Source organism: Microcoleus sp. AT9b-C3 (assembly GCF_036705485.1).
Classification (GTDB): Bacteria; Cyanobacteriota; Cyanobacteriia; order Cyanobacteriales; family Microcoleaceae; genus Microcoleus.
The window spans coordinates 187,241-199,303 of sequence record NZ_JAUBUR010000008.1 but is presented as its reverse complement, the minus strand read 5'-3'; the positions used below and the strand labels follow the sequence as shown (position 1 = coordinate 199,303).

At 45.9% G+C, this 12,063-nt stretch carries 11 protein-coding genes; 6 read left to right on the top strand and 5 right to left on the bottom strand.

The features are described 5' to 3' along the window. Nucleotides 1–132: 132 nt before the first annotated feature. The 3 genes from QUB77_RS10365 to gltD form a co-directional block, all read right to left on the bottom strand. Nucleotides 133–675, bottom strand: a complete 543-nt coding sequence (locus tag QUB77_RS10365) for an Imm30 family immunity protein (RefSeq protein WP_333172018.1) — start codon at nt 673–675, stop codon at nt 133–135. A 2-nt stretch (nt 676–677) separates the two neighbouring features. Then, the gene (locus QUB77_RS10360) at nt 678–1,076 is read right to left on the bottom strand and encodes a hypothetical protein (RefSeq protein WP_333172015.1); all 399 of its coding nucleotides are present in this window, start codon (nt 1,074–1,076) and stop codon (nt 678–680) included. Nucleotides 1,077–1,184: 108 nt separating this feature from the next. After that, nucleotides 1,185–2,669, bottom strand: a complete 1,485-nt coding sequence (gene gltD, locus QUB77_RS10355; RefSeq protein ID WP_333172013.1) for a glutamate synthase small subunit — start codon at nt 2,667–2,669, stop codon at nt 1,185–1,187. A gap of 646 nt (nt 2,670–3,315) precedes the next feature. Between gltD and QUB77_RS10350 the strand changes: the two genes are divergently transcribed. The 6 genes from QUB77_RS10350 to cysK all read left to right on the top strand — a co-directional run bounded on the left by QUB77_RS10350 (nt 3,316) and on the right by cysK (nt 10,187). Then, nucleotides 3,316–4,347, top strand: coding sequence for a sulfate ABC transporter ATP-binding protein (locus QUB77_RS10350; RefSeq protein WP_333172010.1), 1,032 nt, complete (start codon nt 3,316–3,318; stop codon nt 4,345–4,347). A gap of 216 nt (nt 4,348–4,563) precedes the next feature. Then, on the top strand, nt 4,564–6,507 hold the full coding sequence (locus tag QUB77_RS10345) for an ATP-binding protein (RefSeq protein WP_333172008.1): 1,944 nt from the start codon (nt 4,564–4,566) through the stop codon (nt 6,505–6,507). Nucleotides 6,508–6,663: 156 nt separating this feature from the next. Continuing rightward, the gene (gene cysE, locus QUB77_RS10340) at nt 6,664–7,395 is read left to right on the top strand and encodes a serine O-acetyltransferase (protein WP_445251730.1); all 732 of its coding nucleotides are present in this window, start codon (nt 6,664–6,666) and stop codon (nt 7,393–7,395) included. Between the two features lie 87 nt (nt 7,396–7,482). Continuing rightward, nucleotides 7,483–8,067 (top strand): Crp/Fnr family transcriptional regulator, encoded by a 585-nt coding sequence (locus QUB77_RS10335; RefSeq protein ID WP_333172004.1) that lies wholly within the window; start codon nt 7,483–7,485, stop codon nt 8,065–8,067. Nucleotides 8,068–8,750: 683 nt separating this feature from the next. Next, nucleotides 8,751–9,188, top strand: a complete 438-nt coding sequence (locus QUB77_RS10330; protein ID WP_333172001.1) for an Rrf2 family transcriptional regulator — start codon at nt 8,751–8,753, stop codon at nt 9,186–9,188. Nucleotides 9,189–9,206: 18 nt separating this feature from the next. Next, nucleotides 9,207–10,187, top strand: coding sequence for a cysteine synthase A (gene cysK, locus QUB77_RS10325; RefSeq protein ID WP_333171999.1), 981 nt, complete (start codon nt 9,207–9,209; stop codon nt 10,185–10,187). Nucleotides 10,188–10,413: 226 nt separating this feature from the next. Here cysK and QUB77_RS10320 read toward each other — a convergent pair whose 3' ends face one another. After that, the gene (locus QUB77_RS10320; RefSeq protein ID WP_333171997.1) at nt 10,414–11,208 is read right to left on the bottom strand and encodes a sulfite exporter TauE/SafE family protein; all 795 of its coding nucleotides are present in this window, start codon (nt 11,206–11,208) and stop codon (nt 10,414–10,416) included. A 304-nt stretch (nt 11,209–11,512) separates the two neighbouring features. Further along, nucleotides 11,513–12,016, bottom strand: coding sequence for a hypothetical protein (locus QUB77_RS10315; protein WP_333171995.1), 504 nt, complete (start codon nt 12,014–12,016; stop codon nt 11,513–11,515). Nucleotides 12,017–12,063: the final 47 nt, after the last annotated feature.

Below are 12,063 nucleotides of genomic sequence, written 5' to 3'. Positions count from 1 at the left end.
CAGCGAGAGCGTTTTACGTTTACAGTCCTGGACGCACTTACTCTATATGTAGGGTGCTTATGGGAGCACCTTACCGCTATGGGTAGTGTGTAAAGCCAATTTTTGCGTAAGTCCTGGTTTAATTAGAGTGACCTACTTATCTTTAGCGACTCCTGCTACTGCTAGCAAATCAGAAAGGTCTTGGAATTCTGGTTTGACTAAGCCTAATTGCTCCCGCAAATAGACAATTAATTGATTCGGAGGAATTTCTTTAAGATATTGTTCTAAAAGGTCAGCTAATTCTTTTGGTAGCTCAATAGTTTGTTTCATCAGTGAGCTTTGGCTGTCAACAGCAGACAAAATATCTTGATAACAAGCACGCGCAGACTCATCATTTAGGATGCGATCGTGGATAATTTTCGTCCATTCCGGTGCGGAAACGATTAATTGCGGCACCGCATTAATAAATGCTTGAAGTTGTTTTTTTACGTCAAAAGACTCTAGAAAATGGATGAGACTAAACATGACTTCCGGGTGCTGACATTTGTCATCTAAGACTAGATGCAGTTCTCGCAGATTTTCTATTGGTGAGTTTTTGGCAAGTTCGGCTAGAGCATTTTCAAATGCAGCGACTTCCTCATCGGAACGCATCAATCTATTAGTTTCTAAAACGTTAATTAATGAATTATGGCTCATTCTCAAACCCTCCATTTATCGAAAACACCTTGCCACGCTAACTTATTTTGCTGAATGACTTGCTGTAAACCCCGCTTAATTTCTGCGGTGTAAAGTCCTTGACAGCGATAAATCGATCGCACATCCCAAACTTCACGAGCGAGAGCCTGTCTTGGTAATATATTTAAGTTAGGGGATTGTCCATAGGATAGCGTTTCTCTGTGACGACCGCCCATTCCTGGTGACAAATGCTCCATCATCATTGCTATCCCTTTGTTTCTGGTGTAAGCAGGCACTTTTGCTTCCATAAACGCATTTGATGGTATGTGATGTGGCGTCAGGTTATCGCCTCTACATCCTGTTTTGAGTAATTCACTATAAGTACCGACAGCACCCTCACCCGAAAGTAATGAATTTGGCATAATTGGGGTTAATTCTGTAATAAGTTCGTAGTAAGGACTTTAGTCCTTAAATCCGAGTTTGAAAGGACTGAAGTCCTTACTACAAACCAATGCGTCAAGCCGGTTGCTTTAAGGCAAATCAGTGCTCCCCATCAGATAAAGGTCGCACTCCCGGGCCACGCCGCGCCCTTCATTAATCGCCCAAACCACCAAACTTTGACCCCGGCGACAGTCCCCAGCCGCGAAAACTCCCGGAATGCTGGTTGTATATTTTTCGTGCTCGGCTTTCACATTGCTGCGCGCGTCGCGTTCCAATCCCAGCGCATCCAGCAAGGGCTGTTCCGGGCCGAGGAAGCCCATCGCTAGCAAGACAAGCTGTGCCGGCAACACTTTTTCGGTGCCCGGGATGTGTTTCGGAATAAACTGGCCTTTCTCGTTTTTCGTCCACTCCACCTCAACGGTGTGCACGGCTTTGACATTGCCGTTTTCGTCGCCCTCGAACTTTGTCGCCGTGGTGAGATAGCCGCGCGGGTCGTCGCCGAATTTGGCTGCTGCTTCTTCTTGGCCGTAGTCGAGGCGGTAGACTTTCGGCCATTCGGGCCAGGGATTGTTGGCCGCCCGTTCCGAGGGCGGTTTCGGCAGGATTTCTAGCTGTACTAGGCTTTTGCAGCCGTGGCGGATGGAGGTGCCCACGCAGTCGGTGCCGGTGTCGCCACCGCCGATGATCACGACATCTTTGCCTTCGGCGGAGATGAAGTTATCGTTGGTGCTCTTGTCTAAAACTGCTTTGGTGTTCGCAGTCAGGAAGTCCATTGCGAAGTGGATGCCTTTTAATTCGCGACCGGGGATGCCCAAGTCGCGGGGTTTGGTGGCGCCGGTACAGAGCACAACGGAGTCGTATTCTTTTAGCAGTTGTTCTGCTGGCAAGTCTTTGCCGACTTCGGTGTTGCAGACGAATGTCACGCCTTCGTCTTCGAGGACTTTGAGGCGGCGCATTACGACTTGTTCTTTGTCTAGCTTCATGTTGGGTATGCCATACATTAGCAGGCCACCTGGTCGATCGGCTCTTTCGTATACTGTTACCCAATGACCGGCTTTGTTGAGTTGCGCGGCGGCGGACAAACCGGCGGGCCCGGAACCGATAACGGCGATTTTTTTGCCGGTGCGTTTGGCGGGTGGTTCGGCGGTAATCCAGCCTTCATCCCAGCCTTTGTCGATAATTGCGGCTTCGATGTTTTTAATCGTGACCGGCGGGTTGTTGATGCCGAGCACGCAAGCGCCTTCGCAGGGTGCGGGACAGACGCGACCGGTGAATTCGGGGAAGTTGTTAGTTTTGTGGAGTCTGTCTAGGGCTTCTTTCCAGAGTCCGCGATATACGAGGTCGTTCCATTCGGGGATGAGGTTGTTAATCGGGCAGCCGCTTGCCATGCCGCTGATAATTGTGCCCGTGTGGCAAAACGGAATGCCGCAATCCATGCAGCGCGCGCCTTGGGTGCGGAGTTTGTCCTCCTCCATCGGTAGGTGAAATTCGTCCCAGTTGTGGACTCTCTCGACTGGTGAGAGTTCGGAGGGCAATTCGCGCAAGAATTCGATAAAGCCTGTTGGTTTTCCCATAGTGGTGTTCTGGTTAGAATTTACTATTCTGGTAGTTTGTCAAAGCTGAAGCCTGTATGCTTATGAACTAACTATTGTCATATAAATTGTGGGCGATCGCAGTTCAGATTGAGCAATTCGTACCTGAAATCTTCAATATTGCCGGGACTGGCCAATTGTCGGGAGTCGGGGAATCGTCAGGCTAGCAGACTACCGCAAAACACCCATTGCTGCTAAGCTGTTGGGCATTTTACCTGCATACTGGGGGCGGGGACATTTAATTTTTCCCTAATTGACTGACGAATCGCATTTATCGCCTTTACCAGAAAGAATTGGTTTAAAGCCCCAAGCCCGATCGGGAGAAATTAAAAGAAGACTATTCATTACTCCAATCCTCGGACTTCCAGGTAGAGGTCGCCCCGCGTGCGGTCAACTCTCAAGCGGTCAACTGTCAACTGAACGATACAGCCACATCTCGAAACGCTGACGGCTTAACTCGGACGGCCCGCCAGCGTCAACTTTAAAGCGCAGTCCCCATCAGGAGGGCTAGAAATACGATACAAAAAGTTACAGGTGTTGCAAAATATTTTTTTCAGGATATACTACTGTAAATCTGTCTGGTATTCGGAGTTAACATCCTCAACTCCTAAAATAGGTAAATAAACTTATGAGCATTACAGTTCAGAACGTATCGAAACACTTCGGCTCCTTCCACGCAATTGACAACGTGAATTTGGAAATTAAAAGGGGTTCTTTAGTCGCGCTGTTGGGGCCTTCCGGTTCCGGGAAATCGACTCTGCTGAGGATGATCGCGGGGCTAGAACCGCCGGACAGCGGTCATATTTACCTGATCGGTGAAGATGCTACTCATCAGTCGGTGCAGGAACGGCATATCGGTTTTGTGTTTCAGCACTACGCTTTGTTCAAACACATGAGTATTCGGAAAAATATTGCCTTTGCGATGGAAATTCGCAAAGTTCCTAAAGGCTCAATTAGCAGGCGGGTTGATGAACTTTTGGATTTAGTGCAGTTGACAGGTTTGGGCGATCGCTATCCTTCGCAACTTTCCGGCGGCCAGCGGCAGCGGGTTGCTTTGGCCAGAGCTCTAGCAGTTCAACCAAAAGTGCTGCTGCTAGACGAACCTTTTGGAGCATTAGATGCTAAAGTCCGCAAAGAATTGCGATCGTGGCTGCACAACCTTCACAAAGAAGTTAACATCACCACAGTTTTTGTGACTCACGACCAAGAAGAAGCTATGGAAGTAGCCGATGAAATTGTGGTGATGAACAAAGGTAGAGTCGAACAAGTTGGCACTCCGGCTGAAATTTACGACAAACCGGCATCAGCTTTTGTGATGAGTTTTATTGGGCCGGTCAATGTGCTGTCGAATGCTGCGGGTTTGTTCGCCAGTAACGGCACAACGGCTCGCAATAATGGAGCCGCTCATTCGGACGTAGTGTTTTTGCGCCCCCACGACGTGGAAATTAAAACTAAGCCGGAGTCTGGTTTTTCATTAGCAAAAGTCAGCCGCATCATTCATTTAGGGCGGGAAATACAGACGGAGTTAGTATTAGAATCCGAGCAGGTAGTAACAGCTTACGTCAGTCGCGAGCGCTTCGATGCTCTACAGTTAACGCGCGATCAGCACGTTTACGTCAAGCCCAAACACGCAATGACTTTCCCTGCTTATTCAATTTAAATCAGCGGCTGCATCTTACTCAAAATACTATTGGGGAGCTTTTACAAAACACTCCTCCCACATCGTTACCAGGCTTGTGCCTGGTAATGCTGTCTCGTGGCTCTCAATCGGAGGCAGAGCCTCCTGAAATTCATTCCCAGGCAGAGCCTGAGAACCAGAAAAACGAGAAATCGCAGGTAGAGGCTGGAAGAACTAAAAAAAGGATAGGTGAAGAATATGACTGCTAACAAATTCAAGAATTTAGCAACTAGCACTTTACTTAGTTATCGCCGTTACATCCAAGCAGGATTAACACTTTGTGCAGGATTGGGACTGTCTGCGATCGCCTCTTCAGTTGCGTACAATTGGGAATACAAATCCATGCAAGCCGAACTGCAAGACAGGCTGGACAAAATAGCTACAGACATTCAGAGAGATGTTAGCGGCAATTTAGAAATTATTCGGGCGGTGGGAGCATTTTACAGCGTATTTGACGGCGTTAAAAAACCCGAAATTAATACATTTGTTGGTCCTGCCCTATACCGCCATCCGAGCCTGAAGGCGATCGCTTGGCTGCCCCGTGTTTCTGAGTCTCCGCAATTCCTGACTGATGAAATAGATTTAGGTTTAGATTTGACTGCCAATCGGCTAGCGTTAGAAAAAGCCGCCAAAAGACAAGAAATTATCGCGACTGACCGTCAAAAATGGTCTTCACAAAATCAACCAAGTGTTTTCGTCTTTCTGCCAATTTTTAGTCGAACTTCTGCTGGCGATACTGCACAATGGCTGCAAAATTTACCTACTAGGAGTCAAGAAAATTTGAAAGGTTTTGCTTTCGGAGTTTTGCTCGTTGATGCTATTGTTAAGTCGGCTTTACAGGAAACTCAACTCCACTTTGTTAATGTGTATCTTCAAGATGCTATGGCTCCTGAAGCAGAAAGATTTCTCGCTTTTTACGAAGCAAAGACTAAAAGGATCGTCACCGACGAAAACATTAAAAATCAACTTCAAATTGGGGAAAGAGCTTACTGCCCGGATGGCAGCAGTTGCACCCGCATCCTCAATATTGAAAATCGCAGGTGGTTGCTGCAACTGCGGCTAACGCCAGAGTACATTAATCCTCTAAGATTTTGGCGTTCTTTGACTGTTTTAATTTGTGGGACAATCTTAACTTTGGTGGCGACACTTTATCTAATGAGCTTGTGGAATTATACCGCTTTAATTGAAAAAATAGCAGCAGAACGCACGGCCAAATCTCAACGGCTAGAACAAACTTTGCAAGAGTTGCAGCAAACTCAAAGTCAATTGATTCAGCAGGAAAAAATGTCTAGTTTGGGTTTATTAGTCGCTGGTGTCGCCCACGAAGTTAACAATCCTATTAGTTTTATTTACGGCAATATTCAACACGCCAGCGCATATAGTAGCGATTTGTTGGAGTTGGTTAAACTCTACCAAAAACACTATTTATACCCTCCATCGGAAATTTCAAAGTATTTAGAAAATATTGACTTTGACTTTCTCAGCAAAGATTTGCCGCAACTGCTGTCTTCGATGAAAATAGGAGCAGATCGCATTGTTCAAATCGTCCAATCTTTGCGGAACTTCTCTCGCTTAGATGAAAGCGAAATGAAACCTGTCAACATCCATGAAGGCATTGACAGCACTCTGCTAATTCTGCAAAGTCGCCTGAAAGCTACAGCCGATCGCCCGCCGATCGAGATTGTGAAAAACTACGGCAATTTACCTTTAGTAGAGTGCTATGCCGGACAATTAAATCAGGTGTTTATGAATATTCTGGCTAATGCGATCGACGCCCTTGAGAGTTACAACCTCGATCGCGGGGCCAAAGCAGCGAAAGCCAATCCGATCGCGATCGCCATAACCACAGAATATTTAATTCCTGACAAAATAATTGTGCGGATATCTGACAACGGCCCCGGTATGGCAGAAAATGTCAAAAAACGGCTGTTTGACCCCTTCTTTACGACGAAACCGGTCGGAAAAGGGACAGGATTGGGACTGTCCATCAGCTATAAAATTGTCGTAGAAAAGCACAAAGGTACGCTGCGCTGCGATTCGACACCGGGATTGGGGACCCAATTCTCGATCGAGATTCCGCTGCGGCAAGAAGTCAGACAAGCTGTACCGTTTGTTTCGCGGAAAATATCCGAGGCAGCTTAGAAAGGGCTGGGGAAGAAAAAAATTTTTCTCATTAACTACTGTAATTAGGTCGGATTATAGTATTATATGTAATAATGCCACAATCAATACTGCTTTATGCAGCTTAAACCCTCGGCACTGCCGATACTGTATAACCCAAACACGGCGAGAGTAAATATGTTCAGTGACTTGCAAATTATTTACGAACGTGACCCGGCGGCGCGCAACTGGCTGGAAGTATTATTTTGCTATCCCGGACTGCAAGCACTTTTTTTGCACCGCATAGCACACTGGCTTTATTTCGCTGGCCTGCCGTTTGTACCGCGCTTGATTTCCCAACTAAGCCGCTTTTTAACAGGTATTGAGATCCACCCAGGAGCGAAAATTGGTAGGGGCGTGTTTATCGACCACGGCATGGGGGTGGTAATTGGCGAAACTGCGATCGTTGGAGATTATGCTGTAATTTATCAAGGAGCTACCATTGGCGGCACGGGTAAAGAAATAGGAAAACGCCATCCGACGCTGGGAGAAAATGTAGTTGTGGGAGCGGGTGCTAAGGTTTTAGGCAATATTCAAATTGGCAATAATGTTCGGATTGGTGCGGGTTCGGTAGTGCTGCGGGATGTCCCTAGCGATTGCACAGTTGTGGGAATCCCCGGCCGTATTATCTCTCGAAAAAAGCAGTTAGAAGACTATCAAAATTCTCAAGGTCTACCGGATTTAGAAGCTCAAGCGATTCGAGCTTTGTTCGATAGAATTAAGGATTTAGAAGAGCAGGTTGCTTTTTTGAAATCTCAATTATCTCCGCTCACGACAACTCAATCAGAGCCAGCAGAGGTCGAAAAACATCAATTGTTCCTGTCTTCTGATTTATTCATTACACAGTTTTTAGACGGTGCCGGCATCTAGTAAAGCTTTAATCTATATAGATTTTTGCCAGCAACGCTATCCTGTGGCTATTGGACAAACTAAGTTTTATACTTTCAGTAAATGGCTATGACTATTGCTTCTCTTTCCACTAAAACTATTGATGAAACGAGCAGACATATATTTTCTCGCCGCTCGCACTTGCCGAACAAAAGCAATGCTCTCTGGCGAATTGAAGCTGGAGTAGTGCGAACTGTAACGTGGCTTGAAGATGGCACAATTATCACCTTGGGATTGTGGGGACCTGGTGATACGATCGGCAAAGCGATATCCAAATGCGATCCTTTTCAAATTGAATGCCTCACTAAAGTCGAGGCAATTTTACTATCGGGCGATCGGTGGCTAAATAAAGATATTTTGCTCACTCACATTCAGCAGGCTGAAGACTTTATGGTAATGCGAGGTTACAAAAGAGTTGATTTTATGCTCTATCAACTATTAACTTGGCTGGCTAAGAGGTTTGGTTCTGAGGTAGAGCAAGGACATATGATCGATATGATTTTAACGCATCAGGACATTGCAGAAATTATCGGTACAAGTCGCGTAACTGTCACTCGCACCCTCGGTCATTTTGAGCAGCAAGGCTTGATCGATCGTCTGCCGCTCCACCGGATTATTCTGCAACCTTCTGAGGTGTGGCACTACGAAATATAAAAGGATATTAACTGTTAATAGTTTACGGGTGCTGATGTAGGTGGTAGGAATGCAGTGCCAAAAAAAATCTTCGCTGACAATGCGATATTCGAGCAAATTCACAGTTTTATAGACAAGAAATAATTGGGAGCGAATGTGCGTTAAGTTTTCTCATCGACTGGTCAATAAGTTCAAAAGCAAGTGCGATTATCGCCCTTGCTTTTCTGTTTGTCCTGATTTCTTTCTTCTCACTGCCAACAGATGCGATTTCTCGCACCTGTTGACTGCCGTTAAGTAGGTGAGTATGAATAAACTTAACGGTGAGACAGCATATGTCCACCTACCTACTTAGCAGTTACTTGAAGGGGGCGGTATTGCCTGTAAAATACTCGCTCCCTGCAACATTTGAGACTTTCGGGATCTACCTGCTTCGGGGTGTTCCCAAGACGGTGCAAAGGGTGGAACCAAGAAGGAGCAAGCTTTCCACCCACCCTGTACGCCCACGCCGAGCATCAGGCAGTTTCCGCCCCTATGCCCGTGTTGCTCGTAATACCGACAGTGCCGACAGCTTAAACCTACATTTACATTGCTCACGGGATTTCTCCAACCGTTTTTGTAATAAAAATATATTAACACCTATATACCTACCGGAATTATGTACTATTATAGAATGTACAATTTAAACTCGATCGCCAGTGGGGAATGTGGAACTATCTTCTAGAGTACAATATGCCCTGTTAGCGCTCTTGGAACTGGCGAGTCACCACCCGAAGGATTCGCCCCTAACAGTGAACGAACTTACTGCTTCTCAAGAGATACCAGAACGCTATCTAGACCAAATTCTTGCCGTGCTGAGGCGTGCAAGTATTGTCCAGAGTTTGCGGGGTGCTAAAGGCGGTTATTTGCTGGCGAAAGATCCTTGGCAAATTACTTTGCTAGAGGTGTTTTCGACACTCGAAGGCGACGGCAGCGGCCCGCCTCAAAAAGTTTCGGAATCTGTAACAATAGAAAAAACTGCGGTGCTAGAAATCTGGCAGGAAGCTCAACAGGCATCTTGGGCTGTTTTGGGCAAATACACATTACAAGATTTGTGCGAACAGCGGGATGTTCGCAAACAAGCACATCCCATGTACTACATTTAAAGGGAGAGAAATTAAGCCATGAGAATTGCTAAGGATGTTACAGGAATAATTGGCAGAACTCCTTTAGTTCAGCTCAATAAAATTCCCCAAGCCGAAGGAGTAGTTGCTCACATTGTGGCAAAATTGGAAGGGATGAATCCGGCTGCTTCGGTGAAAGATCGGATTGCAGCTAGCATGATTCAGGCGGCAGAAGATGCGGGGCTAATTCAACCGGGGAAAACTATTTTAGTTGAACCGACTTCAGGCAATACTGGAATTGCTTTGGCGATGATCGCGGCGGCGAAAGGGTACAGTCTGATTTTAACTATGCCGGATACGATGAGTACGGAACGCCGATCGATGCTGAAAGCTTACGGAGCTCGGTTGGAATTAACTCCGGGACATGAAGGGATGTTAAGCGCGATCGCCCGTGCGGAAGAAATTGTAGAAGAAACCCCCGACGCTTTCATGCTGCAACAGTTTCGCAACCCCGCTAATCCAAAAATTCACCGGGAAACAACGGCTGAGGAAATTTGGGAAGATACAGAGGGTAAAGTAGATTTTTTAGTTGCTGGAGTTGGCACCGGCGGTACGATTACTGGAGTTGCTGAGGTAATTAAACAGCGAAAGTCGAGTTTTAGGACGATCGCAGTTGAACCCGCCACCAGCCCCGTGCTTTCTGGAGGTAAATCTGGTGCTCACAAAATTCAAGGGATTGGCGCAGGATTCATCCCGGAAGTGTTGAAACCCGAGTTAATTGATGAGGTGATCGCAGTTAGCGACGCAGATGCGATCGCCTACAGTCGCCGACTAGCCAGAGAAGAAGGATTGTTGTCAGGAATTTCTGCAGGCGCCGCTTTGTGTGCCGCAATTCAAGTCGGCAAGCGTCCCGAAAATGCAGGAAAATTGATAGTTTTTGTGCAGCCTTCTTATGGCGAACGCTACCTCAGTACAGCCTTGTTCAAGGAGTTAGAATTGCCCACGGTCAGCGAACTTGAAGCATTAGTCAGCAAGTATTAAATTGTAGTAGGGCATTGGTGACAACTTAACGTCAAACCGACCGTCTCTCTTGTTGTATCCAAGTCTAGATCCCCCCTCACCCCCCTTAATAAGGGGGGGACAACATTCTTCTCAAAGTCCCCCTTATTAAGGGGGATTTAGGGGGATCTAGACTCTGCTATAAACAAGATATACAAAGGTTTTTAGGGGATTGTTGACAGCAATACTTCTGACCTTACCCTACTTTTCAGACTTGATATAACTTCCAACTAGCCACCGCCAACATTCCGTAAATCACAAACTTTAGCGGGCGTTGAGGCATAATTTGGCAGAATTTAGCACCTACCAAAACTCCCGGCACCGAACCCAACCAAATTGGCACAACTAAACTCCAGTTTACTGTTCCGAGGCTGAGGTGTCCCAGAGATGTAAACATCAACAAAATTGCCGCCTGGGAAATATCTGTCCCCACCAATTTAGAAGTATCCAGGCGGAAAAAAGCAATCAGCAACAGTGCAAACATCGCACCGGAAGACACGCTAGTGATTCCCACTATGCAGCCTAAAATTGCTGCCGCACTCACCGTACAAATACGACCATAATTAGTATTTAAGTCCCATTCAGGGGGCGAAGGCAATTTAAAATTAGGGAAAAATGTTTTGACTGCTAATTGGGTCAGCGATAAAGCGACAATTAGGGCGATCGCTACTCCGAGAACGCGCAGCAATATGATGTCTAAGTCCTGACTTCCGCTAGATTTGATGCAGTGTAAAATCCACACGCCAGTCAGCGAACCGGGCACGCTGCCCAAAGCCAGCCACTTAACTACTTGCAAGTCGAGGGTTTTTTGCTGCCAGTGTTTGAAGCCGCCAACAACTTTCATCAGTGTAGCAGCTACGACATCAGAACTAATAGCAATTGATGCTGGAATTTGGAAAACAAAAATTAACATTGGGGTGATGAGCGAGGCTCCGCCAACTCCGGTCAAACCAACGATAATGCCGACAAAAAAGCTGAGAAACGATAGTAATAAGTAGTTCACGGCTATGCCCAAAAACTGTGTAATTAAGCGCTGCCAACAACCAAAAAACAGATAACTGGCGCGGCTCCTGCCACACAGCAACACAGGCAAAATCTTACTTGCATTTCAATATTTTTTACCCGAAATCTTGTTCTTTAACGCTTATTTGTTTTGCGTCTTTAGCTACACTATTCTAGGGTAAACTCAGTAAATGCAATTAAACAAAGCTACAAAAAATGTAGTGTAATAGCTCCCTGATTTTATTATATTTACCTGTGTAACTGATTAAAAAACCTCGATTAATTGATGGTTTATGTTCTGTCTTTTACCTTGAAGTGAATATCGTCATAGGTAAAACATAGCTGAGGTTAACCGACTCTTTGCCGGCAAAGAAATCGGGAGTATCGAGAACATTAAAATGAATCAATGCCACAACGACAATGGTGAAGGCGGTTGAGGAAACTAAACCCGTCAATAACTCTTTTTTGATGTTTTTTTCCTTGGGTTTGTCTGTAAAAACATCTAATGTTCCTAGCTGCATCAACAGAATTCCAGCAATATTGGAAAGCCAGTAGCCGACAATTGTGCAAGGAAACAGTAAATCTGGGGAAAGCCAACTAAAGATATATCCAAAGGCGTAGGCAATTGGCAGATTGAAAAATATGTCGTTCCACCAACACAGGGGGGATAGCAAATATCCAATTGCCAGAAGCAAGCCACCTCTAATCTTTTTAAACCAGACTTCCTTAAACCCTTTAGCTTCTGGCAACTGTTGGATGAGTTGTCCTGCAAGCTGGTACTCTTGACTGACTTTTTTAGCGTTTTCCACGTTAATAGCTCATTACTCGATCGACTTACCGTAGTTTAGCAGCAAAG

Excerpts from the sequence above, each read along its gene's own strand:
- QUB77_RS10350 (WP_333172010.1), top strand. The coding sequence starts at position 3,316 with ATGAGCATTACAGTTCAGAACGTATCGAAACACTTCGGCTCCTTCCAC.
- QUB77_RS10335 (WP_333172004.1), top strand. The coding sequence starts at position 7,483 with ATGACTATTGCTTCTCTTTCCACTAAAACTATTGATGAAACGAGCAGA.
- QUB77_RS10360 (WP_333172015.1), bottom strand. The coding sequence starts at position 1,076 with ATGCCAAATTCATTACTTTCGGGTGAGGGTGCTGTCGGTACTTATAGT.
- cysE (WP_445251730.1), top strand. The coding sequence starts at position 6,664 with ATGTTCAGTGACTTGCAAATTATTTACGAACGTGACCCGGCGGCGCGC.
- cysK (WP_333171999.1), top strand. The coding sequence starts at position 9,207 with ATGAGAATTGCTAAGGATGTTACAGGAATAATTGGCAGAACTCCTTTA.
- QUB77_RS10365 (WP_333172018.1), bottom strand. The coding sequence starts at position 675 with ATGAGCCATAATTCATTAATTAACGTTTTAGAAACTAATAGATTGATG.
- QUB77_RS10345 (WP_333172008.1), top strand. The coding sequence starts at position 4,564 with ATGACTGCTAACAAATTCAAGAATTTAGCAACTAGCACTTTACTTAGT.
- gltD (WP_333172013.1), bottom strand. The coding sequence starts at position 2,669 with ATGGGAAAACCAACAGGCTTTATCGAATTCTTGCGCGAATTGCCCTCC.